Source organism: Chryseobacterium sp. MMS23-Vi53 (assembly GCF_047651245.1).
Lineage (GTDB): Bacteria > Bacteroidota > Bacteroidia > Flavobacteriales > Weeksellaceae > Chryseobacterium.
On sequence record NZ_CP180265.1, the window covers coordinates 4,391,071 to 4,416,358 of the forward strand.

At 34.6% G+C, this 25,288-nt stretch carries 23 protein-coding genes; 15 read left to right on the forward strand and 8 right to left on the reverse strand.

Translation table 11 applies throughout. The annotated features are described in order from the left end of the window. Positions 1-46 precede the first annotated feature (46 nt). The 11 genes from ACKX2A_RS19545 (at position 47) to ACKX2A_RS19595 (ending at position 13,862) form a co-directional block, all read left to right on the forward strand. Positions 47-562, forward strand: coding sequence for a nuclear transport factor 2 family protein (locus ACKX2A_RS19545; RefSeq protein ID WP_415326645.1), 516 nt, complete (start codon positions 47-49; stop codon positions 560-562). A 4-nt stretch (positions 563-566) separates the two neighbouring features. After that, complete coding sequence (locus ACKX2A_RS19550) at positions 567-1,949, forward strand: MFS transporter (RefSeq protein WP_415326647.1); 1,383 nt, start codon at positions 567-569, stop codon at positions 1,947-1,949. A 254-nt stretch (positions 1,950-2,203) separates the two neighbouring features. Then, positions 2,204-2,932, forward strand: coding sequence for a pirin family protein (locus ACKX2A_RS19555; protein WP_415326648.1), 729 nt, complete (start codon positions 2,204-2,206; stop codon positions 2,930-2,932). Between the two features lie 190 nt (positions 2,933-3,122). Beyond that, on the forward strand, positions 3,123-3,674 hold the full coding sequence (locus ACKX2A_RS19560; RefSeq protein ID WP_415326650.1) for an NADPH-dependent FMN reductase: 552 nt from the start codon (positions 3,123-3,125) through the stop codon (positions 3,672-3,674). A 268-nt stretch (positions 3,675-3,942) separates the two neighbouring features. Then, positions 3,943-4,935 carry a phosphoribosylformylglycinamidine cyclo-ligase gene (purM, locus tag ACKX2A_RS19565; protein WP_415326652.1) on the forward strand — a complete coding sequence of 331 codons (993 nt, stop codon included), beginning with the start codon at positions 3,943-3,945 and terminating at the stop codon, positions 4,933-4,935. 81 nt (positions 4,936-5,016) lie between these two features. Further along, positions 5,017-5,589, forward strand: a complete 573-nt coding sequence (gene purN, locus ACKX2A_RS19570; protein WP_415326653.1) for a phosphoribosylglycinamide formyltransferase — start codon at positions 5,017-5,019, stop codon at positions 5,587-5,589. A gap of 265 nt (positions 5,590-5,854) precedes the next feature. Further along, on the forward strand, positions 5,855-7,372 hold the full coding sequence (gene purH, locus ACKX2A_RS19575) for a bifunctional phosphoribosylaminoimidazolecarboxamide formyltransferase/IMP cyclohydrolase (RefSeq protein WP_415326655.1): 1,518 nt from the start codon (positions 5,855-5,857) through the stop codon (positions 7,370-7,372). Positions 7,373-7,617: 245 nt separating this feature from the next. Beyond that, on the forward strand, positions 7,618-8,856 hold the full coding sequence (gene purD / locus ACKX2A_RS19580; protein WP_415326656.1) for a phosphoribosylamine--glycine ligase: 1,239 nt from the start codon (positions 7,618-7,620) through the stop codon (positions 8,854-8,856). A gap of 331 nt (positions 8,857-9,187) precedes the next feature. Further along, positions 9,188-10,717, forward strand: coding sequence for a glutamine-hydrolyzing GMP synthase (gene guaA / locus ACKX2A_RS19585; protein ID WP_415326658.1), 1,530 nt, complete (start codon positions 9,188-9,190; stop codon positions 10,715-10,717). Between the two features lie 379 nt (positions 10,718-11,096). Further along, positions 11,097-12,089 (forward strand): IS110 family transposase, encoded by a 993-nt coding sequence (locus ACKX2A_RS19590; protein WP_415326660.1) that lies wholly within the window; start codon positions 11,097-11,099, stop codon positions 12,087-12,089. 273 nt (positions 12,090-12,362) lie between these two features. Next, the gene (locus ACKX2A_RS19595) at positions 12,363-13,862 is read left to right on the forward strand and encodes a nitrilase-related carbon-nitrogen hydrolase (protein WP_415326662.1); all 1,500 of its coding nucleotides are present in this window, start codon (positions 12,363-12,365) and stop codon (positions 13,860-13,862) included. A gap of 60 nt (positions 13,863-13,922) precedes the next feature. Here the strand turns inward: ACKX2A_RS19595 and ACKX2A_RS19600 are convergent, their stop codons facing one another. Then, positions 13,923-14,078 carry a bacteriocin-like protein gene (locus tag ACKX2A_RS19600; protein WP_415326664.1) on the reverse strand — a complete coding sequence of 52 codons (156 nt, stop codon included), beginning with the start codon at positions 14,076-14,078 and terminating at the stop codon, positions 13,923-13,925. A gap of 661 nt (positions 14,079-14,739) precedes the next feature. Here ACKX2A_RS19600 and ACKX2A_RS19605 point away from each other — a divergent pair. The 3 genes from ACKX2A_RS19605 to ACKX2A_RS19615 all read left to right on the forward strand — a co-directional run bounded on the left by ACKX2A_RS19605 (position 14,740) and on the right by ACKX2A_RS19615 (position 18,336). Beyond that, positions 14,740-16,338, forward strand: a complete 1,599-nt coding sequence (locus ACKX2A_RS19605; RefSeq protein ID WP_415326666.1) for an ABC1 kinase family protein — start codon at positions 14,740-14,742, stop codon at positions 16,336-16,338. 25 nt (positions 16,339-16,363) lie between these two features. Further along, the gene (locus tag ACKX2A_RS19610; protein WP_415326668.1) at positions 16,364-16,867 is read left to right on the forward strand and encodes a hypothetical protein; all 504 of its coding nucleotides are present in this window, start codon (positions 16,364-16,366) and stop codon (positions 16,865-16,867) included. Positions 16,868-16,983: 116 nt separating this feature from the next. Beyond that, entirely contained in the window at positions 16,984-18,336 is a 1,353-nt protein-coding gene (locus ACKX2A_RS19615) for a DEAD/DEAH box helicase (RefSeq protein WP_415329509.1), read from the forward strand. Positions 18,337-18,379: 43 nt separating this feature from the next. Here the strand turns inward: ACKX2A_RS19615 and ACKX2A_RS19620 are convergent, their stop codons facing one another. The 6 genes from ACKX2A_RS19620 to ACKX2A_RS19645 all read right to left on the reverse strand — a co-directional run bounded on the left by ACKX2A_RS19620 (position 18,380) and on the right by ACKX2A_RS19645 (position 23,112). After that, positions 18,380-18,814 carry a lipocalin family protein gene (locus ACKX2A_RS19620; protein ID WP_415326670.1) on the reverse strand — a complete coding sequence of 145 codons (435 nt, stop codon included), beginning with the start codon at positions 18,812-18,814 and terminating at the stop codon, positions 18,380-18,382. Between the two features lie 113 nt (positions 18,815-18,927). Beyond that, positions 18,928-19,905, reverse strand: a complete 978-nt coding sequence (locus ACKX2A_RS19625; RefSeq protein ID WP_415326671.1) for a tetratricopeptide repeat protein — start codon at positions 19,903-19,905, stop codon at positions 18,928-18,930. A 9-nt stretch (positions 19,906-19,914) separates the two neighbouring features. Next, positions 19,915-20,568 carry a GDSL-type esterase/lipase family protein gene (locus ACKX2A_RS19630; RefSeq protein WP_415326672.1) on the reverse strand — a complete coding sequence of 218 codons (654 nt, stop codon included), beginning with the start codon at positions 20,566-20,568 and terminating at the stop codon, positions 19,915-19,917. Between the two features lie 82 nt (positions 20,569-20,650). After that, entirely contained in the window at positions 20,651-21,112 is a 462-nt protein-coding gene (locus ACKX2A_RS19635; protein WP_415326673.1) for a lipocalin family protein, read from the reverse strand. Between the two features lie 205 nt (positions 21,113-21,317). Then, positions 21,318-22,481: an iron-containing alcohol dehydrogenase gene (locus ACKX2A_RS19640; RefSeq protein WP_415326674.1), complete on the reverse strand. Its 1,164-nt coding sequence runs from the start codon at positions 22,479-22,481 to the stop codon at positions 21,318-21,320. A gap of 229 nt (positions 22,482-22,710) precedes the next feature. Next, on the reverse strand, positions 22,711-23,112 hold the full coding sequence (locus tag ACKX2A_RS19645) for a winged helix-turn-helix transcriptional regulator (RefSeq protein WP_415326675.1): 402 nt from the start codon (positions 23,110-23,112) through the stop codon (positions 22,711-22,713). Between the two features lie 100 nt (positions 23,113-23,212). Here ACKX2A_RS19645 and lpdA point away from each other — a divergent pair, with 100 nt between their 5' ends. After that, on the forward strand, positions 23,213-24,613 hold the full coding sequence (gene lpdA, locus ACKX2A_RS19650; protein WP_415326677.1) for a dihydrolipoyl dehydrogenase: 1,401 nt from the start codon (positions 23,213-23,215) through the stop codon (positions 24,611-24,613). A gap of 94 nt (positions 24,614-24,707) precedes the next feature. Here lpdA and ACKX2A_RS19655 read toward each other — a convergent pair whose 3' ends face one another. Continuing rightward, a complete protein-coding gene (locus ACKX2A_RS19655; RefSeq protein ID WP_415326678.1) occupies positions 24,708-25,274 on the reverse strand; it encodes a hypothetical protein in 567 nt (188 codons plus the stop codon). Between the last annotated feature and the right edge of the window lie 14 nt (positions 25,275-25,288).

The following is a 25,288-nucleotide window of genomic DNA, read 5'->3' on the forward strand; positions in this document are numbered from 1 at the left end:
CCTGTGAGGTTTATATAAAATAGAATTTGAAAATTCAAAATTAAATATGAAAAAAACAACAATATTCTTCGCTTTCATCTTATTTATGTTGAGCTATACAACCGTTTCGGCTCAATCAAAATTAGAGAAAGAAAAGACTGAAATCGGAACCATGCTTGATGGTTTCAACCTGGCTGCCGCAAAAGCAGATTACACTGCATATTTCAATTATTTCGCCGACCAATCGACTTTTATCGGAACAGATGCTACGGAAGTTTGGGATAAAAAAGCATTCATGGTTTGGGCAAAACCTTATTTTGATAAGAAAAGAACCTGGAATTTTACATCCTTAAAAAGAAATATTTATTTCAGCAAAGATGCAAAGTTGGCTTGGTTCGATGAACTGCTGGACACTCAAATGAAAATATGCCGTGGCTCTGGAGTGGTCGAAAAAATCAACGGAGAATGGAAAGTAAAGCAGTATGTCCTTTCTGTAACCGTTCCGAATGATGTTGTAGACAAAGTAGTGGTAGAAAAAACTCCGATTGAAGATGCTTTAATTCAACAATTAAAATCAAAATAACAGGATGACGAAAAAAACAAAACCAAATTTATCCATGCTTCAAATCATCAACATGAGCATGGGGTTTTTGGGAATTCAGATGGCTTTTGGTCTGCAAAATGGAAACGCGAGTAGAATTTTGGCGAATTTCGGAGCAGATGTTCACGAATTATCATGGTTTTGGTTGGTTGCGCCGATTACAGGATTGATTGTACAGCCGATTATTGGTCACATGGGCGACAATACTTGGAGTCCGCTTGGTAGAAGAAAACCATACTTTTTAATTGGTGCAATTTTGTGCGCAATTGGTTTGGTAATGCTTCCCAATGCTGCTTCTGCAACACAAATGATGACTGCAAATGTTTTATTATTGGCAGTAATTTTCTTAGCAATGATGGACGCTTCAATCAATGTTGCAATGGAGCCTTTCCGAGCTTTGGTGGGAGATATGTTGCCAAAACATCAGGGGACGATTGGTTTTTCGGTTCAGACTATTTTAATTGGAATTGGAGCCGTTATTGGTTCGGATTTACCCAATTGGCTTACAAAATGGGGTGTTTCAAACTCTGCTCCCAAAGGTTTTGTTGCAGATAATGTGATTTACGCTTTTTATATTGGTGCAACAGTTTTAATTGTATCAATTTTATATACGATTATTACAACTAAAGAATACTCACCTGAAGAATTCGCAGCATTTGAAGATGGTAAAGAAATAGCAGAGCACAAGTCTAAATTTTCTGATATTTTCAAAGACTTTAATAATATTCCTTCCCAGATGAAAAAATTGGGAATTGTTCAGTTCTTCTCTTGGTTTGCGTTATTTACAATGTGGGTTTTTACAACGAGTGCTTTGGCAACTCACCACTTTGGGCTTTCACCGGATGATACGCATTCTGCGGAGTTTAATAAGGCCGGAGATTTAACGGGAAGTTTATTTGGAAGTTATAATTTTTATGCAATTTTCTTTGCTTTTGCTTTAACGCCAATTGCCAAATTTATAGGCAAAAAACAAACTCATGCTTTAGCTTTGGCTTGTGGAGGTTTGGGCTTGATCTCGATGTATTTTATTAAAGATGTCAATAATCTTTGGATTTCCATGGTAGGATTAGGATTTGCATGGGCAAGTATTTTGGCAATGCCTTATGCAATGCTGATTGATTCAATTCCACAAAAGAAAATGGGAGTTTATATGGGAATTTTCAACTTTTTCATTGTTATTCCACAAATCATCAATGGTGTTTTTGGCGGACCAATTGTAAGTGGGGTTTTCGGCAAACAGGCAATTGATTATGTAGTTGTCGGAGGTGTTTGTATGCTTTTAGGGGCAGTTTTAACGTTGCTTTTTGTTAAATCAGAACATGATACTCCAAAAGAAATTGAAGAAGAAATTCAGCAAGTACATTTTTAAATTGAATTTTAATAAATTTTAAAATCAAAATATTCAAAAAGCGGGTTCGAAACAATCCGTTTTTTTTTTATTAATTTTTATACCATTTCTGAAATGATCTTAAACATTAATTTTGCACTAAAACACTAAAACACTAAAACACTAAAACACTAAAACACTAAAACACTAAAACACTAAAACCAAATCCTTTCTTACCTTACATCAACATTTTCCCGACTGGTGCGTCGTACATTTGTACCATAAATAATCACAATATGAAAACAGTATATCATAAAGCAGATACCAGAGGTCACGCCAATCACGGTTGGTTAGATTCTTATCATACATTCAGTTTTGCAAATTATCAAAATCATGAAAGAACACACTTTGGTGTCTTAAGAGTTTTGAATGATGACACGGTTTCTCAGGGAATGGGCTTCGGAACACATCCTCACAAAAACATGGAAATTATTTCCATTCCTTTGGAAGGCGATCTGGAACATAAAGATTCGATGGGAACAACGGCTGTTATCAAAAAAGGTGAAATTCAGGTGATGAGCGCAGGAACAGGTGTAATGCACAGCGAATACAATAAAAATAAAGATGAAGCTGTAAAATTTCTTCAAATCTGGATTTTTCCGAAAGAAGAAAACGTTGAACCAAGATATGATCAGAAAAGTATTAAAGAAGGGGAAAAAATCAACGGATTCCAACAGATTTTATCACCAAATAAAAATGATGACGGAGTTTGGATTCACCAAGATGCTTGGTTTAATTTAGCTAATTTCACCAAAGGAAACGGCAAGAATTATACATTAAATAAAAAAGGAAACGGTGTTTATGCTTTTGTTTTAAAAGGAAGCGCAAAAGTTGGCGACCGAATTTTAAATGAGAGAGATGGTTTAGGAATCTGGGACACCCAAAGTTTCAACATCGAAGCAACCGAAGACACAGAAATCCTTTTAATGGAAGTTCCAATGGAATTACCTGATTATTTGAAATAAACGGCTAATTTTGCAGGGTCAAATTGATATCATTACAGGATTTATTACAATAAATGAAATGATTTCAATGAGGGAACCACGAGGTGGTTCAATATGAATAGCCTTGAATGAAACCCATAGAAAAATAGGCAAAATCAACGAACCATGAAGTAGTTCAACAAAAATAATTTTAAACAAAACAATTAAATAAATGAAAATTTTAGCAATAGCAGGAAGTAATTCCGAGACGTCAATCAATAAACTTTTAGTTTCTTATGCAGCTTCATTAATCGAAAATGCAGAAGTGGAAATCGTAGATATGAACGATTTTGAAATGCCAATTTATAAACACCAAAGAGAGGCAGAGAGCGGAGTTCCACAGGAAGCTCAAGATTTTGCTGCAAAAATTGATGGAGCGGACTTGCTTTTAATTTCACTTTCAGAGCACAACGGAACATATTCAACAGCATTCAAAAATGTGTTCGACTGGACTTCAAGAATCAAAGACAGAGCAGTTTGGAATCAGGTTCCAATGTTGTTGATGGCTACAGCTCCCGGAGGTAGAGGTGGTTTAGGAGTTTTGGAAGCTGCAGAAAAACGTTTTCCGCTTCACGGAGGAAATATTGTAGATACGTTTACGCTTCCTTTCTTTAATGATAATTTTGATAAAGAAGCTAATAAGATTTCTAACGAAGAGAAAGACAGTGAATTAAGAGAGAAAATTCAAAAGATTTCTGCTATCGAATCTATCCTTGAAAAATAGATTTGAATATTAACTTAAAATTAATATCTTTGCAAAAAGAAAAAAGATGAATATTCAGACCTCCTTTAATCAATATTTTTCCAAGAAAGGGAATATTGTGGACTCTGAAATTCTGAGATAATATAACGGCCGATAATCTACCAAGATTGTCGGCTTTTTTGTTTTCTGAATTTAAATAAAAAACAACTGTAAAATGTACCAATTTATCAATGCAACAAAAGCATTGCTACATTGATAAACTGATGCATTGCTAGATTATTTTAATATTATGAGCAACACTTACAAATCAGCGGGCGTAGACAAAGAAGAAGGATACAAAACGGTTGACAAGATCAAAAAAGCGGTCGGCGAAACACACAACTCCAATGTACTGAATCATTTGGGAAGTTTCGGAGCTTTCTATGAAATCGGAGGATACAAAAATCCTGTTTTGGTTTCAGGAACAGACGGTGTGGGAACGAAGCTTAAAGTAGCTTTAGACTCAAAAAAATATGATTCTATCGGGGTAGACTGCTTCGCAATGTGTGCGAACGATATCCTTTGTCACGGCGCGAAACCATTGTTTTTCCTTGATTATTTAGCTTGTGGAAAACTGGATTCAGAAATCGCTGCTGAGATCGTTTTAGGAATGGTAGAAGCTTGTAAAGACAACAACTGCGCATTAATCGGTGGCGAAACTGCTGAAATGCCGGGAATGTACCAGCCTGGAGATTATGATGTTGCCGGATTCTGCGTAGGAATCGTAGAAAAAGATCAGATTATTGACGGTTCAGGAATTAAAGCAGGTAATAAAATCATTGCATTGCCAAGCTCAGGTTTCCACTCAAACGGATTCTCATTGGTAAGAAAAGTATTCCCTGATTTTAATGAAGAATTTGAAGGAAAACCTTTGTACGAAACACTTTTGGTTCCAACAAGACTATATTATAAAGATATTCACAAAGTTCTTGAAGAAGTTAAAGTTTGCGGTATTGCTCACATCACCGGAGGTGGATTGTACGAAAACATCCCAAGAATTATCGGTGACGGACTTTGTGCGACAATCGACGCTTCAAAAATCCAGATTCCAAGCATTATGTTGGAATTGGAAAAAAGAGGTGGAGTAGCTCGTGAAGAGATGTTCGGAACATTCAATATGGGTGTCGGAATGATCGTAGTTGTAGATGCAGAACACGCAGAAAAAGTATTGCACCTTTTGGATGATGCTTACGAAATCGGAGAAATCACAGAAGGAAGCGAAAAAATAAAATTATCATTTTAATGTACCAATATAACAACGTAACAGCTTATCAATTTAAAAAGATTGTTACATTGTTAAACTGATACATTGCTACATTAATTTATGAAAAACTTAGTTATACTCGTTTCAGGTTCAGGAACAAACCTTCAGAGAATCATTGATACCATTGATAATGGAGAAATCCAGAATGCAAAAGTATCTTTGGTCGTTGCCGACAGAGAATGTTACGGACTTGAAAGAGCAAAAAATCATAACATAGACAACGTTCTGATTCCGAGAGGAAAAAACTTCAGCAGCGAATTGGCTAAAATCATCCCGGAAAATACAGACTTAATTGTATTGGCAGGATTTTTATCCATTCTAAAACCTGAGTTTTGTGAAAATTGGGTTGGGAAAATAATCAACATTCACCCGGCATTGCTTCCGAAATTCGGAGGAAAAGGAATGTGGGGACATCACGTTCACAACGCGGTGATTGAAGCCAAAGAAAAAGAAAGCGGAGCAACCGTACATTTTGTAACACCTGGAATCGACGAAGGAGAAGCCATTCTTCAAAAATCATTCGAAGTCAAAGAAAATGATACTCCCGAAACTGTAGCAGAAAAAGTTCATTTAATTGAATATGAAATTTTTCCAATAGCAATTAATAAGGTACTAAATAATATATCAATCTAGTAATCTAGCAACTTATCAATAAAAAGGATTGTTATATTGCTAAACTGATACATTGTTACATTAATTTAAAGACACATTTAGATTTTAAATATTTCGAAAAACAAGAAAATCTAAGTAAAAGTAAATAAGATCGGAGGTGAAAGAACCGATCTACAGTTTGAAATAGCTGTAAAAAGTAAAATTGAAAGTAAAAGTTCTTGATTAAAAAGAGTTCAGAAAGAATAATTTAGATCAAGAACAATTATTACAAAAAATCGAAAGTAAAATGAGCAAAAAAAGAGTTTTAATCAGTGTTTCAGACAAAAGCGGATTAATCGAATTCGCACAGTTTTTGGAAGCCCAAAATTATGAATTGATTTCTACAGGAGGGACATTCAAACATTTGAAAGACGCTGGTTTAAATCCAATTCAGATTGATGAGGTTACCAATTTCCCTGAAATGTTGGACGGAAGAGTGAAAACATTACACCCGAAAGTTCACGGTGGTTTGTTGGCGGTTCGTTCAAATGAAGAACACATGAAAACAGTTCAGGAACATGGAATTGGTCTGATTGACATGGTAATCGTGAATCTTTATCCTTTCTTCGAAAATGTAAACAAAGACATTTCTCTTCACGAAAAGGTAGAATTCATCGATATTGGAGGTCCTTCAATGCTTCGTTCTGCAGCGAAAAACTTTGATTCTGTAACGGTAATTACTGATGTTGAAGATTACGCAGCCGTAAAAATCGAAATGGAGCAAAACGGTGACACGTACATCGAAACTCGTAAAAAATTGGCAGGAAAAGTATTCAACCTTACTTCTGCTTATGATGCTGCGATTTCAAGAATGCTTTTGGAAGAGGATTATCCAACTTATCTGAATGCATCTTACAAAAAAGTTTCTGACCTTAGATATGGTGAAAACCCACATCAGACGGCAGCTTACTACGTTTCTACTTTCGAAAACGGGGCAATGAAAGATTTCGAGCAATTGGGAGGTAAAGAATTGTCTTTCAATAACCTTCGTGATATGGATCTTTGCTGGAAAGTAGTAACTGAATTCAAAGAAGAAATGGCTTGTTGTGCAGTAAAACACTCTACACCTTGTGGAGTTGCGATCGGAACTTCAGCGTTGGAAACATACCAAAAAACTTTCGAATGTGATCCGGTTTCAATCTTTGGCGGAATTGTTGCAATGAACTACAAAATCGACGCAGCAACAGCAGAAGAATTAAATAAAACTTTCCTTGAAATCGTTATGGCTCCTGAATTTGACGAAGAAGCTTTAGAAATTTTAAGAAAGAAAAAGAATTTAAGAATTATAAAAATTGTAAACCCTGTTTCTGATAAGCAGACTTGGGTGAAAATCGACGGTGGAATCTTGGTTCAGGACAATGACAGTATCTTCTCTGATGATATTAAAGTCGTAACTGAAACTCAGCCTACAGAAGAGCAGAAAAAAGCATTATTATTCTCTCAAAGAGTAGTAAAATATGTAAAATCTAATGCAATTGTAGTTTCCAACGGAATTCAGGCTTTTGGAATCGGAGGTGGACAGGTAAACAGAATCTGGGCAACTCAACAGGCGATTGAAAGAGCTAAAGAAAAATTTACTGGAGACCTAGTTTTGGCTTCTGATGCATTTTTCCCTTTCCGTGATGTGGTAGATTTCTGCGCTCAGGAAGGCATTACGGCAATTATTCAGCCGGGTGGAAGTGTAAAAGATCAGGACAGCATCGAGGCAGCCAATGAGCACAAAATCCCGATGATGTTTACAGGAATTAGACATTTTTTACATTAATTAAATTTAAATTAAAAATTATAGGTGAAAATCTGTAATTTAGGATAAATTGCTTTTCAATCTTTGCTGAGTGTTAGCGCCTTTGCAAACTTAAAAACAGTTAGTTAATAAAAAAGCTTAGCGGACTTTGCGTTAAAATTTTTTATTGAGATTTAATGCATACATCCGGAAATTATATTTTGAGATTGTATTTATAGCATTCAAAATTATATATTTGTAAAATTAGACTAGATAATAAATAAAGTATGAGAATATTAATCATAGGTGAAGGTGGAAGAGAATCTGCTTTGGCAGCAAAACTTCAGAATGACTCAAGAATTTCTAAAATGTTTTTCGCCAACGGAAACGCTACCACTGATGTAATAGGAAAAAATGTTCATTTATCAGAGATTAAAGAACTTAGGGATTTTGCGATCAAAGAAAAGGTAGACTTAACGATCGTTGGTCCTGAAGCACCGCTTGTAGCTGGTTTGAAGGATGAATTCAAGAAGCACGATCTTAAAGTTTTCGGTCCGAATCAAAAAGTAGCTAGCTTGGAAGGAAGTAAGGCTTTCTCTAAGAAGTTTATGCAGACCTATGATATCAAAACAGCAAAAGCTGTGGTATTTGATTCATATAACGAAGCTAAAGAATATGTTCAGACGCAACAGTTTCCTTTAGTAGTGAAGGCAAGTGGTTTAGCTGGTGGAAAAGGTGTTGTAATTTGCGATACTTTGGAAGAAGCTGAAGCTACAATCCATGATTTCATGATCAGAAGAATTTATGGAGATGCCGGAATTCGTTTAGTTATCGAGGAATATTTAGAAGGTTTTGAAGCTTCAATTATTGCATTCTCAAACGGTGAAAAATTATTCCCTTGTGTAGCTGCAAAAGATTATAAAAAAGCTGGAAACGGTGATACAGGTCCAAATACAGGAGGTATGGGAACTGTGGCTCCAAGCCCGGAATTTACTCAGGAGCACTATGCTGATTTCGAGAAAAATATCTTAGAACCGACAGTAAAAGGTCTTAAAGGTGAAGGTTTCAGCTTTAAAGGAATTATTTTCTTCGGATTAATGATTACGAAGAACGGAACTTACCTTCTAGAATATAACATGAGATTCGGAGATCCTGAAACTCAGGTATTAATGGCTTTAATGGAAAACAATCTTTTAGACGTTATTAATGACTGTATGGAAGGAAAAGATATCGAACTTAAGTTTAAAGACGAAAAAGCAGTTTGCCTTGTAATGTGTTCAGGAGGTTACCCGAGAAACATCGAAACTGGTTTCGAAATCGTGGGTGAAGATAAATTGAAACACAGCAAACTTTTATACGCAGGAGCAATCAGAAAAGGTGACAAAGTAGTTTCAAACGGTGGTAGAGTTTTAAACATCGTGGCTACAGGAGCAACTTACGAAGATGCCCGTAAGAAAGTTTACGAAGATGCAAGTCATGTACATTTCGATTACGGCTTCTACAGAGAAGACATCGGAAAGTTTTAAAATAAATCACGAAAAAAGATTTGGAGAAATCCAGGTCTTTTTTTGTAAAAAATTTATTATTGAAAAGGTTTCCATCAATAGGATCGGGCTTTAGCCCGATTAATGAAAATAGAAATCGAATTGGCTTTAGCCAAAACTTAAAGATTAAATTAAAAAATATTAGAGTTAAATTTGATTTAAAGTAAAACCAATTTTTGTCATTCTGTAGGAATCTCTACTGCAATGATAAAAATTTAAAGAGCTTAGATTCCTACGGAATGACAAACATTCTTTTAAGGTTTAAAACAATTAAAAACTCATCATTATCAATCATCATTTATCAATTATAAAAATGAACAACGGTATTATCATATTAGATTTCGGATCACAGTACAACCAGCTTATCGGAAGAAGAATCCGTGAGATGGGTGTATATTCTGAAATTTTGCCTTTCAATACACCATTAGAAACAATTTTAGAAAAACAGCCGAGAGGAATTATCCTTTCAGGTGGACCAAGTTCTGTAAACGCAGAAAACGCTCATTTGGTTGAAAAAGAATTGTACGAACAAGGAATTCCTGTATTGGGAATTTGCTACGGAATGCAATTAACAGCACACCTTTTGGGCGGAAAAGTTCATAAAGGCGTAAAAGGAGAGTATGGAAAAGCGCATTTAGAAATCGTAAAAGAATCTTCTTTATTAAAAGGTGTTACCAACAATTCTGTTGTTTGGATGAGCCACTTTGATGAAGTTGGAGAATTGCCTGCAGGATTTGAATTAAATGCAACATCTGGAGTTATTGCTTCCATGTCGAATGAAGAAAAGAAAATCTTCTGCGTACAGTTCCACCCTGAAGTTTCTCATACTGAAGAAGGCGGAAAAATGTTGGAAAATTTCGTTTTCGGAATTTGTGATGCTGAGAAAAATTGGAAACTTACAAACTATATTGATAAAACAGTTGCAGAAATCCGTGAAAGAGTAGGCGACCAAAAGGTTATTCTAGGACTTTCTGGAGGGGTAGATTCATCTGTTGCAGCGGTTTTAATTCACAGAGCAATCGGAGATCAATTGACTTGTATTTTCGTAGATACAGGGTTGTTAAGAAAAGACGAAGGCAAAAAAGTAATGGACAATTATGGAGAGCATTTTCATATGAACATTAAATTGGTTGATGCTTCTGAAAGATTTTTATCAAAATTAGCAGGAGTGGATGATCCGGAAGCAAAAAGAAAAATCATCGGAAACGAATTTATTCACGTTTTTGATGAAGAATCTCATAAAATTGAAGGTGCTAAATTCTTAGCTCAGGGAACAATTTATCCTGATGTAATTGAAAGTCAGTCAGTAAACGGGCCTTCTGCGGTGATCAAATCTCACCACAACGTTGGTGGACTTCCGGAAGAAATGGAGTTTGAATTGCTTGAGCCTTTGAGAGAATTATTTAAAGATGAAGTAAGAAAAGTAGGGGAAGAGTTGGGAATTCCTCATCACTTGGTACACAGACATCCTTTCCCTGGTCCTGGTTTGGGAATCAGAATTTTAGGAGCTGTTGACGCTGAAAAAGTAAGAATTTTACAGGAAGCTGACGATATTTTCATCGAAGAATTGTACAAAAACGATTTGTATGAAAAAGTTTCTCAGGCTTTTGTGGTGCTTCTTCCGGTAAAATCTGTTGGAGTTATGGGTGATGAAAGAACATACGAATACACAGCAGTTGTTCGTTCTGCAAATACGATTGACTTCATGACAGCAACCTGGAGCAGACTTCCTTACGAGTTTTTAGATACTGTTTCAAGCAGAATCATCAACGAAGTAAGAGGGATCAACAGAGTAGCTTATGATATTTCGAGCAAACCACCTGCAACCATCGAGTGGGAATAATTTTGACTTGAATTTTACATATAAATCCTGCCTTTGGGCGGGATTTTTTTGTTTTTTAATTAATTTATTTTTATTTGAAGCTATTTCCTGCTTTCCGCTGTATCTTTTTGGTTACGGTTTTCGCTTCGCTCCAACCGCAACCAAAAAGGATGTCGCTTCAATGGTAAGTTTGCATTAAGAAAAACCGATTTATAAATTAGTTAAAAAAATTAACTTTAAGAAAAAGCAGCAGGATAAAGACAGACGTTCAATTGATAGATAGATATCGCCCCTGATTTTATTCCCCTGCTGCTGTTTTCTTCCAAATCCGGATAGAACATTGTTGGTAATAACTTTTACCATGATGGATCAGAAGAAAACCTCTTTATAAAAAAGATTTATGATGGCAAAATTATCAAAAAAAGTGATTGGAGTAGATGTAGGGTCTAAGTTTTTAACGTTGAGTTTTAATGATCACAATGGTCAGGATCAAATTAGTAATATCGAAAACAATCAGCGCTCGATATTATCATTTTTAAAGAAAATATCCTCAGATGATTATTGTTTTGTTATTGAAGCTACCGGTAATTACAGTAGTAGAATTCTTCATTTTTCTTTGGGTAAAGATTTTGAATCCAGCCTTATAAACTGTATGTCTGTCAAGCATTTTGCAAGGATGAAAAATATTATTACAAAAACTGATGCCGAAGACGCCAAGTTGATCAGGCTTTATGGTGAGATGTTCCGTCCTGAGAATTACATGCCCAAAAGTATTGAGATTGAACATCTTGACCAAGAGATTAAACTGTTGAATGATTTGGAAGAAGAAAAACGCCGATATGCTGTAAAACTAAAATCGCTTCGTTTTAATCCTTACCTAAATCCAGATACAGAAAAGCATTATGAAAGGAGGTTGAAACAGTTGGAAAAAGAAATCAATGAAGTTGAGCAACGCCTTCCAAAACTTCAGGATGAAGAGTTTAAGGAAGTGAAGGATTTAATACAAAGTGTATCGGGAATTGGCGAAAAGACTTCATTACAATTAATGGCAGCAACTTCCGGTTTTAAGAATTTTGAATCTGCAAAGTCATTGGTTAAATATTTTGGATTGGCTCCCAGAATTTATCAGTCTGGAAAAAAATGTTATTCTCCGGGAAAGTGCAGAACCTCTAAAACTCATATCAGAAGTCTACTGTATGTTTGCTCGTGGACCGCAATAAAACACAACGTTCACTGCAAAGAACTTTATTTAAGATTATTGGCCAAAGGCAAACCTAAGAAATTGGCATTGATTGCCGTTTGTAATAAACTCTTAAGAATCTGTTTCGGTGTGGTCAAAAATAAAATAGCTTATCAAGCAGATTATCAGAAAAACTTTAAAATTTTAACTTGAAGAATTTGCATATTAACATAGAACATCAGGGCTATCGTTTTAGTTGGTAATTCAATATTGGAAAAATACACAGGATTTGTCATTCTGTAGGAATCTAAACAATGATTTAAAATAAATTTAATAATGATATCTAGATTCCTACGGAATGACAAACTGTATATAAACATTTTAAAACGTCAATAAAGAATTTGTAAATTTTTGATGCTTAAAAATTTAAGTAAGTTTAATTAATAAATGTTGAATTTTCCCTAAATTTAAGTAAAATTACATCAAATGCAAATAGAAACAAGACCACTGACAGTACAGGATTACGATGAATTAGTAATAACAATGAAGCGTGCATATCCGCAAATGTCAGAATCAATCTGGTCTAAGAAAAGTATAGAAAAGCTCACAAGAATATTTCCACAAGGGCAAATCTGCATCACTGTTGATGGGAAATTGGCTGCAGTGGCGCTTTCCATTATTGTCAATTATAATGAATTCGGCGATGATCATACGTACAGTGATATCACAGGAAATTATACCTTTAATACCCATTCCGCAACAGGCGATGTCTTGTATGGAATCGAGGTTTTTGTAGATCCCGAATTCCGTGAACTTCGTCTGGGAAGAAGATTGTACGACGCAAGAAAAGAGCTTTGTGAACTTCTCAATTTAAAATCTATCGTTTTAGGTGGCAGAATTCCCAATTATCATAAACACAGCGAATTATCACCAAGAGAATACATTAGAAGAGTAAGAGATAAGGAAATTTACGATCCGGTTTTGTCCTTCCAGCTTTCGAATAACTTTCTCCCAATCAGGGTTTTAAAGAAATATCTTCCCGAAGATGAATCGTCAAAAGAAAATGCAGTTCTTCTTCAATGGAACAACATTTATTACAGCAAAAAACCAAATACAATGCAGGACAGCATCATTCGTCTTGGATTGGTACAGTGGCAGATGAGGCATTTTAAAGATGTGAATGCTTTTTACGAGCAGGTTGAGTTTTTTGTCAATGTAATGGGTGATTATAAGTCTGATTTCGTGTTGTTTCCGGAGTTGTTCAACACTCCTTTATTGGCTCCGTTCAATAAGCTTTCGGAGAGAGACAGTATGATCGAGTTGGCAAAATTAACGGAAGAAATCAAGCAAAGAATTTCAGAATTGGCGATCAGTTATAATGTTAATATTATTTCAGGAAGCATGCCTGTTTTCGAAAATTATGAGCTGTACAACGTGAGTTATCTTCTTCACAGAGACGGAAGAATCGATGAATACAGAAAAATTCATATTACGCCAAACGAGAGAAAATATTACGGAATGAAAGGCGGAAGTGAGATCAAAGTTTTCGATACCGATTGCGGAAAAATAGGTTTGGTAATTTGCTATGATGTTGAGTTTCCGGAACTTCCAAGAATTTTAGCAGATCAGGGAATGAAAATTCTTTTTGTGCCTTATCTTACTGATACACAGAACGCTTACATGCGTGTTCGTCATTGCGCGGCAGCTAGAGCGATTGAAAACGAGTGTTATGTTGCCATTGCAGGTTGCGTCGGAAATCTTCCGGGTGTCAACAATATGGACATTCAATTTGGTCAGGCTGCGGTTTTCACACCATCAGATTTTGCCTTTCCATCGAATGCAGTGAAAGGGGAAGCCACTCCAAATACGGAAATGACTTTAATTGTCGATGTAGACTTAAATTTACTGAAAGATCTCCATCACCACGGCTCTGTTCAGGTGATGAAAGACCGACGAAAAGACCTTTACGAAACCTATTTAAAATAAAATAAGACTGCACCTGGATGCAGTCTTTTCGTTTATTTTATCTAACAATTTATTGTTAACCTAAGCAAGCTGCGGACAAAGAACAGCCGGACAAATCAATCCCGGACATCTTGGTCTTCCGTCATCCGGACAGCATTTGTTTGAACAGTTTTTAATGATTCCGCTTCCTGCGATACTTTTCATTTGTTGTCTTGATACTTTCTTTAAATTTTTCATTTTAATATTTTTAGAGTCTAGTTTTAATGTTTTGGTATTGTAAAGTTAAAAAATATCTTTGAAATTGATATTTTAATTTAATTTAATTTAATTTTTTTTGAAGCTGTTTCCCGCTTTCCACTCATACTTCTCACGCCAACAGCGCTCCAACGCTAAAACCTTCTAACTCTCCCACGCAGTTGCGGGGTAACCGTTGCAATCGGGGCTAGGGTGGAAGTCACTTCATTAAACAATAGAAAAATAACCACAAACTAGATGGAACTAAATTGAAAAGATAAAAATGAAAGTTTGAATCACTTTGTTATCATTTGCTGAGTGGAACGCCTTTGCGAACAAGAAATATTTTCAAACATTTTAAAGAAAATCTTAGCGATCTTTGCGTTTAAAATAGATTCTTCAATCCGCTACGTTCTTTCAGAATGACAAATTGGAAGGGAAATTATGGAAGAGCCTTGTCAAGGTTCACCGATTTTAAGAAAATAAAAAATTAACGAAAGTTTTCAAGTCTTGAACTTTTGTTTCTTTTGTTTCTTTTGTTTCAAGACAAAAGAAATTAGTAAATTCTTAAAAGGAATAATTTTTGAATTAAATTGCATCAACATTTCAAGACATGTTCGATAAACAACAAAGAAAACTAAAAAGATCCGCTAAACTAATTTCCGTGTTAAGTAAATACGGTTTTAAAGACGTTTTGGCACGAATGAAAAGCGGGAATAAACAGATAGAAATTCCCAATAATGCAGATGAAGTTGTTTCAAAAGGTACTGTCTACGAGAGAATACGATTGGTTTTGGAAGAGCTGGGACCTACTTTTGTAAAGCTTGGTCAGACATTCAGTAACAGGGAGGATCTTCTTCCACCAGAATTGATTCAGGAGTTGCAAAAACTTCAGGATAAAGTAGATATGGTTGAAATGAATGTTGAAGAAATTCTTGAAAATGAATTTAATATTTCCGTTAATGAGCATTTTTCTGACATTCAGAAAGATCCGTTAGCAACAGCTTCGATTGCGCAGGTTTACAAAGCTACTTTAATTGATGGTTCTGAAGTTATTTTGAAAATTAAAAAAGCTGATGTTCAGACGGTTATTGAAGATGATTTGCTGTTGATTAAAGATTTAGAAAAACTGGTTTCATCGTATTCTGAACTAGGAGAGAAGCTGAATTTGAAGCAGGCGATTTCCACTTTTGAAAAATCTTTACTGGAAGAAGTTTCTTTAATTAATGAAAAGGAAAATATTCTACAATTCAGAAGAAATTTCAAAAATAATAAAGAAACCTACGTTCCAAAAATTTACGAAGAATTTTCCAACAATAATGTTCTTTGTATGGAATTTATTGATGGAATCAAGGTTACGGATACTGCGACACTTTTAAAATACAATATTGATCCTGTTACTATTTCTGAGGTTGGTTTAAGGCTTTTTGTTACTCAGATTTTAGATTATGGCTTTTTCCATGCCGATCCTCATGCGGGAAATATATTAGTTAAAAAAGACGGAAAAGTTGTTTTTATAGATTTTGGTGCGGTAGGAAAAATTCCACCTAATGATAAGGAAATCCTTGAAAATCTAATTGTAAGTTTTGTAGCTAAAAATCCACACAAAATTGTTCGTTATCTGAAAAAAATGGCGGTAAGCTATCAAATTCCTGACGAAAGAAGATTTGAAAGCGATGTTGAAGATATTCTTAATTTTGTTCACAGTACTTCTTTAAAAGAAATAAATCCTCAATCGATTATCAATAAAATGAAGGATGTTTTAAAAGATAACCGTTTGTACATGCCGGATTACTTTTATCTTTTATTTAAAGGAATCGGTCTGATAGAAGGCGTTGGACGAACCATCAATCCTGATTTGGATATTGTGAAAAGCTTGAATCCTTATACAAAGAAAATATTCACAAAAAAGATCAATCCAAAGAATATTGTAAAAACCGGAATGGACAGAATGCTTACTTTCACCGATAATGTTGATGAAATTCCGAAAGAATTACGTTCTGTTTTACAAAAATTAGACGAAAATAAATTCACTGTTTCCAGCGAAATAAAGAATATTGAAAAGACCAATCAATTAATAAAATCAAGTATTGTTAATTTAATTTTAGCCATGATTTTAGGAGCGAATATTATTGCGACCGCGATTGTTTTTGTTTCGGAATCAGGCCCCCGAATTGGAGAAATGTCTTTGGTTGCAGTTCTAGGTTTTATTTTTTCGATTTTATTGGTAATTATTATTTTGCTAAGAATTACGAGGAAATAATAGTTAAAAAAATCAAATTAATTAAATGAAAACGATTATACTATCATTCTTTACATTTTTTAGCACCTTTCATTTCGCTCAAGAAAAAGAAGGAATTCTGGGCGATTTCAATGGCGATGGAAAAAGTGAATATGCTTACACAAAGGTCAATGATTGCAGCGATGAATGTGATGGAAAGTGTGAAACTGTCATTTATTTCAGTGATAAAAATATAAAGCCATTCACCATTTCACCTGCAAAAAATGGGACTTTATACAATCTTAAAGACTTAAATAACGACGGAAAAGACGACATTGGTTTTTATCCAGATTGGTGCACAAGCTGTTGGCATCCGTTGTACGTTTATACATTAAAAAAAGACAAATGGGAACCTTTGGTTTCTCCGATTTCGACCCACTGTTCACAATGGGAAGACGAAAAATTTCCTATTAAGAAAGATCCGAAAAAGAAAGGATATGTCATCATAATGACCAGCGTTTGGAAAGATGATGATATTAAAATTATTAGCAAAAGCGTAAAGATTAATTAATTTTTTTAGTTAGAGGTCTGAGACTGAAGATGCAAGAATTTACGCTTACAAAACTTCCGTCATCCATCTTCAAGCTTCCCTCCGAAGTTAAAAAATTAATTACCTATCTTTGCAAAATGGAAAAACTCACTTTTGCAGATTTTGACCTTCCGGTTAAAATTCTTGATGTTTTAGCGGATCTTAACTTATTTGAACCTACGCCTATTCAGGAAAAAAGTATTAAACCAATACTTTCCGGACGAGATGTAATGGGAATTGCACAAACCGGAACCGGAAAAACATTGGCATATCTTTTACCTGTTCTTAAGACTTGGAAATACAACAAAACAGGAAATCCAACCGTTTTGGTGCTTGTTCCTACGCGAGAATTGGTGGTTCAGGTATCGGAAATCGTTGAAAAACTGACGGAGAATACAACTGCAAGAGTAATCGGAATTTACGGCGGAAAAAATATCAATACACAAAAATTATTGTTTGATAATGGTTGCGATATTTTGGTGGGAACTCCGGGAAGAGTGATGGATTTAGCGATTGATAATGCAATTTCGCTAAAAGAAGTTCAGAAATTAATCATTGATGAGTTTGATGAAATGTTGAATCTTGGTTTCAGACCGCAGTTGACGCACATTTTCGAAATGATGAAAGAAAAGAGACAAAACATTTTGTTCTCTGCAACGATGACGGAAGCTGTGGATGATATGCTTGACGAATATTTCGCAAGCCCTGTTGAAATTTCATTAGCTAAATCGGGAACTCCGCTTGAAAAAATTGAACAGACTGGTTATAAAGTAGAAAATTTTAATACTAAGATTAATTTATTGGAGCATTTGTTGAAGACCGATGCCGATATGTCGAAAGTATTGATTTTTACTAATAATAAGAAAAATGCAGACCTTTTATTTACAAAAATTGATGAGCTTTTCCCTGAACAATTTGATGTAATTCACTCGAATAAATCTCAGAACTACAGATTAAAAGCAATGAAACGTTTTGAGAATGAAGAAATTAAAGGATTAATTACAACAGATGTAATGGCAAGAGGTCTGGATATCTCTGATATTACACACGTTATCAATTTTGAAACTCCTGATATTCCTGAACAATACATTCACAGAATTGGTAGAACGGGTAGAGCGGACAAAGATGGTAAAGCGGTAACTTTTGTAACCAAAAAAGAAGAAGCACTTGCTTTAGACATCGAATTGTTGATGGATAAAGAATTAAAATACATCGATTTCCCTACAGAGGTTAAAATTAATCCTAAAAAGATCGCTTCAGAAGAGGAACAAATCGTGATGAAAAATCCTGCTCAGGTAAAACTGAATGAAGGAGGAGGAGCGTTCCACGAGAAGAAAGCGAAGAACACCAAAGAAAACTGGGGTGGTCCTTCGAAAAGAAAAGCGCCTAAGAAATTTGGAGCAAACAGAGCCCAGCAAAAAGCGATATCGAAATCTAAAAGAAAGAAATAAAAAAAATCCCTCAATTTGAGGGATTTTTTTTATGGAAAAGTTGTTATCTTGTTAAAACCAAAACGATTTTATCTTCAATATTATCGCCATTTCTATCATCATAATCACCTACTATTTGAAACTCATTTTGAGTATGGCTAATTACTTCGTAATCATCACCATCAATAGTAATTTTCTTGCCTGAATGATTGTAAGAGTAAGATATGTTCTGCTCTCCGTAGTTTGTACATGTGCCGCTTACATTTTCGTAAGTGTTGGTAGATAATGTATTGTTTGATTTGAAATTAAATGTACTTTTTTTGTAGCAAGTATCAAAATTATCGGTTGAAAGTACGGCTCCATTACTTCCTGAAAGTACTTTTTCCATTGAGGGTTTCCAAGTTCCTACGACTGTTGTTGAAAGGTCTTCGTCGTCATCGTTGCTACAAGATCCTAAGGCAATAGTAGAAACTACTGCTAGAAATAAGAATTTCTTCATTGTTTAATTTATTGTTATTAATTTTCGGCAAAGAAATGAAAAAAAGAGACGAGTTCCAAATTTATTATATTATGTAAAGTCCTAAAAAAAGCTCCCGATTTGGGAGCTTTTATTTAGTCAAACTGTATGTTATTGTTTTTTAGAATTTCTTTGAATTTTTCAGTTTTTCCTTTTTCTTTCATGCTTTTATAAATAGAACTTAGTAAAGCTTCTGCATCAGTTCTATAAGGAGATTTTTGATTGGTATAAATTCGATATGCTTTACATACGTAATCCAAACCTTTTTCATCATCTTTTAATGCATTAAAATAAACATTACCAGCACCATAATAAACTTCAGGATCTTCAGGATACATTTTGTCTAGATCCATATAAGCATCAATCGCTTTTTGAAATTCTTTTTTATAAATATATACAATAGGAAGATTTTGCAAAGCCATTTTCCCTTTTGGATCTAGTTCTAAAGATTTTTTATAAGCAAAAATAGCTTTATCGAACTCTCCAGCTTTTCTATAATTAATACCTAAAGCATCCCAAGCATAAATGAATTTCGGATCTTTTTTTACAGCCTTTTCAAAATTAATGATTGCTTCCTTAAAGTTTTCCTTATCTACAGCATTTTGTCCTTTATGGTAAAAATCCATTGCTTCTTTATCCTTCGAAAACCCTTCATCTCTGGTTTCTGTTGTTATTGCAGCTTTTTTTACAGCATTACAGTTTCTCATCAAATATCTTTCAAGTTCATTGTAACTTTCAATATATTGTTCAGAATCTTTATCAGTATTAAAGTTTAAAGATATTTGCTTTTTACCATTTACAACCGGAGCGGTTTTTTCCAGTTCTTCTGCACTTCCTAATAAAATACCCATTTGTAAAGCTCCTGCCTGTTCATCAATACAACGATGAACATCTTTTAAAATAGCATCTTTAGTTCTATTGAGTAAGGGAATTGAATCTGCACATTTACAAGCATTGTCAGAAAGCTCTTGAACTAATTTTTCTTTGTTGAGCCCGTTTTTCTTTTCTTTTTGAGCAAAAAATAAAGAAAAAATGAAAATTGGAATTAAAATGGTTATTCGTTTTTTTATCATGGTTAAAAGTTATTTCATATAAGGATTCATCACAGAAGTCCACAGTTTGTAACCTTCCGGAGTCATATGAAGCATATCTCCTACGAAAAGATCTTTTCTTACGTTTCCGTTGGCATCCTGCATTACTTTTGTAATGTCGATAAATTCTGCATTTTTCTCTTTTTTCATAAAAGCGGCGATTTTTTCGTTGGCGATTTTCATTTGTGGCCAGAGCTTTTCGCGGCTTGGAGAATACTTAATGGAAATATAATCTACCTCAGTTTTCGGGAATTTTGCACGGATTTTTTTATAGAATTCTTTAAATCTGTCGACTACAACTTCTGCTTTAAGTTTATCATTGTCTGCAAAATCGTTTTCACCGCAATAGATAATAATTTGCTTGGGTTGATAATTTAAAAGATCATTCGCAAAATAATTAAGATCAGTTAAACGAGAACCTCCAAAACCTCTGTTGATAATCGTTTTATTCGGAAAATAATTCGCAACATCCGTCCATTTTGTGAAAGATGAACTTCCCACTAAAAGAATAGCACCTTTCACCGGAGGATTTTGTTGATCTAATGTTTTGAAATTCTGAATGTCCTGCCAAAACATCGGCTTTTTTTCCTGTGAAAAGAAAAGGACAAAAGTCAGCAATAAGAATGCTGAAAAAATCTTCTTCATTGTTTTAATAATTTTTTAAATTAATATTAAAATTTTTCTTTTTCATTAAAAAACTCCCGAAATATTCGAGAGTTTTTGTGTTTTATCTTTTGTAAGAAATGTAACTGACATCAATTATCATATCTCCGTTTTCGTCTATATTATTAAACATTTGTTTCAATCTCATTTCAGAGCTTGTAAGAACAACAACCTGATATTTTCTTGGACTATCATTTTTATATTTAATGACCAATTCTTTCGTATCAGTATTGTAATCGTATGTTCCTTCACTTTTTGTATTTAACTGACAGTCCGCTCCAACTCCTGTGTATGCAGAATAAGAAGTGTAGTAGTCTGTTCTATACTCTGTAATGTTTTTTGCAGAGCATCCTGTAGGAACGTCTGTAGAAATTACTGTTTTATCGTCTTTTCCTGAAATAACTTCTCTTTTTACAGTTTTCCACTCACCTTTCATCATATCCATTTCATAACCTTGGATATCATCATCTGAACAAGAAGAAAGCGCTAACGCTGAAAAGGCAAATAAAAGTAATTGTTTTTTCATTTTCACAAATTTAAGAATATGCTAAAATATAAATAAATTTGAAATATCTGTAATGAAATTAAGGTTTTTTAAACGAATGTTTGTAGAAAAAATAATTTAGGCTGGTAGTTTGAAGATGGATGCGGGAAGTCTACTATCAAATCGTTTATTTTTTTAATACGAAATGGGAAAACTTCCCTCATCCACTCTCAAGCTTCCTACTTTATTAATAACTCATCTCCACAATCTTGTAAGCATCTTTGGGAGTCAGTTTTTTGTATTCACCAAGACCCAGCCAATTCCTTTCTGTAAAGGCTTTTTCAACGCGTTCTGCAGTTCCGTTGAAGTCTTCTGTATATTCTGAAAGTTTAGTCTGAATATGTAAGCTATGGAAAAATTCTTCCAGTTTTTGAATTCCTAATTCTGCTTTTTCCTCAACAGTTCCGTCTTTAATTCCCCAAACTCTTTCTGCATATTGAGCCAATTTTCCTTTTTTAGCTTCAAAATTATAACGGTAATGAGAAGGCGCAATGATGGCTAAAGTTCTTGCGTGATCGATTCCAAAATAAGCCGTCAATTCGTGTCCCATCGCATGAACCGCCCAGTCTGTAATTACTCCTTTTTGAATTAAACCATTCAAAGCCATTGTACAGCACCACATGAAATTTCCGGCAGCATCGTAATTAAATTCATCTGCCAAAACTTTTGGCGCTGTTTCCTGTAAGCTGATTAAAATACTTTCAGCAATTCTCTCCTGTAGATCTGCAGAAGAAGGCGCGGTCATGTATTGTTCTAAAACATGGGTGTAAGCATCTGTCAACCCGTTTACAATCTGTCTTGGAGGAATAGATCTTACTACTTCCGGATCCAAAACTGAGAATTGTGGAAAAAGTCCGGGACCTCCGGTTGATAATTTTTCGTTGGTTTCTCTTCTAGAAATCACATATCCTGAATTCATTTCAGAACCTGTTGCCGGCAATGTTAAAACGCTTCCGAAAGGCATTCCTTCACCTTCAAAAGTTCTTACCGGTTTTTTCAGGATTTCCCAAGGTTCACCATCGTAGTTTGCTGCTGCAGAAAGGAATTTTGTCCCATCGATCACAGAACCGCCACCAACTGCTAGAAGGAAAGTAATATTTTTTTCTTTAATGAAATTTAAAGCATTGATCAAAACTTCGTATTCAGGATTGGCAGGAACGCCGCCGAATTCATGAACTTCATGATCTTTCAAAGCTGCTTTTACCTGATCGTAAACACCATTATTTTTGATACTTCCGCCACCGTAAATCATTAAAACTTTGGCATCTTGAGGAATTTCTTTTGAAATTTTTGCAATTTCACCTTTCCCGAAAAGTATTTTTGTTGGATTTTTAAATTCAAAATTAAGCATGTTCTTAAATTTATTTTAATCCAAATTTACGCATTGCCCAATAAAATTTAAGTTAAAGAAATTTTAAAATTATGATGATTAATTTTGATTGAAACTATCAGTTGATGAAATAATATAACAGTTAGTTGTCATTCTGACGAAGGAAGAATCTAAACAGCACTTTTAGAGATTCTTCACTCCATTGCATTTCGTTCAGAATGACAGAGTGGCCGTGTTCGATCATTTAAAATCAACTAGAAAGATAAACCTTCGCCTTTTTAATAAACTTCTCCTTATCCTTTTTAATATCCTCAATCAGTTTTTTTCTATCATCCGGAATTGTGAGATATTTATCTCCCCAAAGATTAATTTCAACAATCAAAGGAACTAAATCAATTCCTTTTTCTGTTAAATGATATAAAATTTTCAATTTATTATCAGGATGATCTTTTTTTGCAATAATTCCGTTTTCCGTTAAATTTTGAAGACGGGAAGCCAGAATATTGGTCGCAATTTTCTCTCCGGATTTCAGGAAATCTCCGTAAGTACATTCTTTTTTAATCATCAGATCACGGATAATCAACAACGACCATTTATCTCCCCACATTTCTAGGGAACAACTTATCGGGCAGTCTGATCTCTTTTTATTCATAGTATCAATATCTAAAATATTACTTGTAAAATGAAAGTTTTTGTTTTAATTTTACTTGCAAAATAAAAGTAAATTTAATCATAAATAATTAATAAATCAAATGGAAAATTATGACATCGCCGTAATCGGCTCCGGACCTGGTGGATACGTTGCTGCAATCAGAGCGGCGCAATTGGGCTACAAAACCGCAATTATTGAAAAATATGATACTTTGGGAGGAACGTGTACCAACGTTGGATGTATTCCTACAAAGGCTTTGCTGGACAGTACACATCATTTTTCAGACGCTCAGCATAAATTTAATGAGCATGGAATTAAATTAAACCAGATCGAGCTCGATTTTCAGCAGATGTACAAAAGAAAAGCAGAAGTTGTCTCAAAAAATACTGCCGGACTTGATTTTTTAATGAATAAAAATAAAATCACAAGGCTGAAAGGAACGGCAAGTTTTGTGAATAATTCAACCATAAAAGTGACGAATGAAAGTGAAACTATCGATGTCACTGCAAAATATTACATCATCGCAACAGGTTCAAAACCATCCACAATTCCGGGAGTTGAAATCGATAAACAGAGAATCATCACTTCAACAGAAGCATTGTCATTGAAAGAACTGCCAAAATCAATGGTAATTATTGGAGGAGGAGTTATTGGTGTTGAAATGGCATCGATTTTCAACCGTATTGGAACTCAGGTTACCATTTTGGAATATGCTGATAACTTGATCTCAACGATGGATAATGAATTAGGAAAAAATCTTCAGAAAATTCTCAAAAAAGAAGGAATTGATATCCGCTTAAATCAAGGAGTTTACAAAGCTGAGAATTTGGGATCTTCCGCAAAAGTTTTGTTTAAAGATAAAAATGGAGCAGAAAATGAACTGGAAGCCGAATATGTTTTGGTTGCAGTCGGAAGAAAGGCTTTTACCAAAGGCTTGGGCTTAGAAAATACAAATGTAGAGCTGGATGAAAGAGGTTTTATTAAAGTTTATGAAAATAATCAAACTGCAGTTTCCAATATTTTTGCAATCGGCGATGTGATTGGTGGCGCAATGTTGGCTCACAAGGCCGAGGAAGAAGGTGTTTTGGTGGCAGAAACGATCAACGGACAAAAACATCATATTCATTACGATAGAATTCCGGGTGTGGTGTATACATGGCCGGAAGTGGCTTCTGTAGGCTATTCCGAAGAATATTTAAAGAAAAATAATATTTCGTACAACGTTGGGAAATTTCCATTTTCGGCAAGTGCAAGAGCAAGAGCTTCGATGGATATGGATGGTTTTGCCAAAGTTTTGGTGGATCCGAAATATGGCGAAGTTTTGGGCGTTCACGTCATCGGAGCAAGAGCTGCAGATTTGATTGCACAAGGCGTTATCGCTCAGGAATACGAAATTACAGCAGAGGATATGTTCCGAATTTCTTATGCACACCCAACATATTCTGAAACGTTGAAAGATGCTTATTTAATTGCTTCTGGGCAAGGCGCGATAAATATTTAATTTGGTTGGAAGTTTGGAGCTGGAGGTTGGCAGTTATTAAGATCATTCTAAAAAAGATACGCCTAGTAGTAACTTCCCGTTTCCATCCATCTTCCTATTTTTTTACTTCCAGTTTTCCGGTTTTTCTATTGATCTGAATAAAAGAATAATCTTTGATTCCGGAATTACTGTTGATTTTAGAAAGATACAGAGATACATATTTTTCATCAGTCTTATAAGAACTGCTTAATGGATTCGAGGAGTCCACAGTGTATCCATAAGTATTGGCAATTAAAATCGCCTCAGGAAGATTATCAACAGTTCCGATGAAATCTCTCAACTGCTGTTCATTGGAAAAATATTTTGACTGACTATTTTTGCAAGCAATAAGATATGAAAAACAGTCTTCTCCCAAACATTTTTGAAAGAAACCTTTTTCCGGAGCGGGATCATTGATCGTCATAAAATCCGGAGCCTGACTTTCATAAATAATCGCTTTATCAGGATCAGGATTATTACGAAGAACCGACCAGTAGTTGTATCTCTTGTTGGGAATGATGAAAGGGTAGAGTAATTCGGTATTATCTAATATTTCCGGAATTTTTTTGAAATCGAAGGGGACGGCTTTCTGACCGAAAACCAAACCTGATAATAACAATAAAGCCGGAAATAATACTTTCATTCTGTTGTTTTTGC

Excerpts from the sequence above, each read along its gene's own strand:
- ACKX2A_RS19645 (WP_415326675.1), bottom strand. The coding sequence starts at position 23,112 with ATGAATAAAAAGAGATCAGACTGCCCGATAAGTTGTTCCCTAGAAATG.
- ACKX2A_RS19610 (WP_415326668.1), top strand. The coding sequence starts at position 16,364 with ATGAAAACGATTATACTATCATTCTTTACATTTTTTAGCACCTTTCAT.
- purD (WP_415326656.1), top strand. The coding sequence starts at position 7,618 with ATGAGAATATTAATCATAGGTGAAGGTGGAAGAGAATCTGCTTTGGCA.
- ACKX2A_RS19560 (WP_415326650.1), top strand. The coding sequence starts at position 3,123 with ATGAAAATTTTAGCAATAGCAGGAAGTAATTCCGAGACGTCAATCAAT.
- ACKX2A_RS19550 (WP_415326647.1), top strand. The coding sequence starts at position 567 with ATGACGAAAAAAACAAAACCAAATTTATCCATGCTTCAAATCATCAAC.
- ACKX2A_RS19625 (WP_415326671.1), bottom strand. The coding sequence starts at position 19,905 with ATGATAAAAAAACGAATAACCATTTTAATTCCAATTTTCATTTTTTCT.
- lpdA (WP_415326677.1), top strand. The coding sequence starts at position 23,213 with ATGGAAAATTATGACATCGCCGTAATCGGCTCCGGACCTGGTGGATAC.
- ACKX2A_RS19640 (WP_415326674.1), bottom strand. The coding sequence starts at position 22,481 with ATGCTTAATTTTGAATTTAAAAATCCAACAAAAATACTTTTCGGGAAA.
- purM (WP_415326652.1), top strand. The coding sequence starts at position 3,943 with ATGAGCAACACTTACAAATCAGCGGGCGTAGACAAAGAAGAAGGATAC.
- ACKX2A_RS19595 (WP_415326662.1), top strand. The coding sequence starts at position 12,363 with ATGCAAATAGAAACAAGACCACTGACAGTACAGGATTACGATGAATTA.
- ACKX2A_RS19545 (WP_415326645.1), top strand. The coding sequence starts at position 47 with ATGAAAAAAACAACAATATTCTTCGCTTTCATCTTATTTATGTTGAGC.
- ACKX2A_RS19600 (WP_415326664.1), bottom strand. The coding sequence starts at position 14,078 with ATGAAAAATTTAAAGAAAGTATCAAGACAACAAATGAAAAGTATCGCA.
- purN (WP_415326653.1), top strand. The coding sequence starts at position 5,017 with ATGAAAAACTTAGTTATACTCGTTTCAGGTTCAGGAACAAACCTTCAG.
- ACKX2A_RS19615 (WP_415329509.1), top strand. The coding sequence starts at position 16,984 with ATGGAAAAACTCACTTTTGCAGATTTTGACCTTCCGGTTAAAATTCTT.
- ACKX2A_RS19655 (WP_415326678.1), bottom strand. The coding sequence starts at position 25,274 with ATGAAAGTATTATTTCCGGCTTTATTGTTATTATCAGGTTTGGTTTTC.
- guaA (WP_415326658.1), top strand. The coding sequence starts at position 9,188 with ATGAACAACGGTATTATCATATTAGATTTCGGATCACAGTACAACCAG.
- ACKX2A_RS19555 (WP_415326648.1), top strand. The coding sequence starts at position 2,204 with ATGAAAACAGTATATCATAAAGCAGATACCAGAGGTCACGCCAATCAC.
- ACKX2A_RS19620 (WP_415326670.1), bottom strand. The coding sequence starts at position 18,814 with ATGAAGAAATTCTTATTTCTAGCAGTAGTTTCTACTATTGCCTTAGGA.
- ACKX2A_RS19635 (WP_415326673.1), bottom strand. The coding sequence starts at position 21,112 with ATGAAAAAACAATTACTTTTATTTGCCTTTTCAGCGTTAGCGCTTTCT.
- ACKX2A_RS19630 (WP_415326672.1), bottom strand. The coding sequence starts at position 20,568 with ATGAAGAAGATTTTTTCAGCATTCTTATTGCTGACTTTTGTCCTTTTC.
- ACKX2A_RS19590 (WP_415326660.1), top strand. The coding sequence starts at position 11,097 with ATGATGGCAAAATTATCAAAAAAAGTGATTGGAGTAGATGTAGGGTCT.
- purH (WP_415326655.1), top strand. The coding sequence starts at position 5,855 with ATGAGCAAAAAAAGAGTTTTAATCAGTGTTTCAGACAAAAGCGGATTA.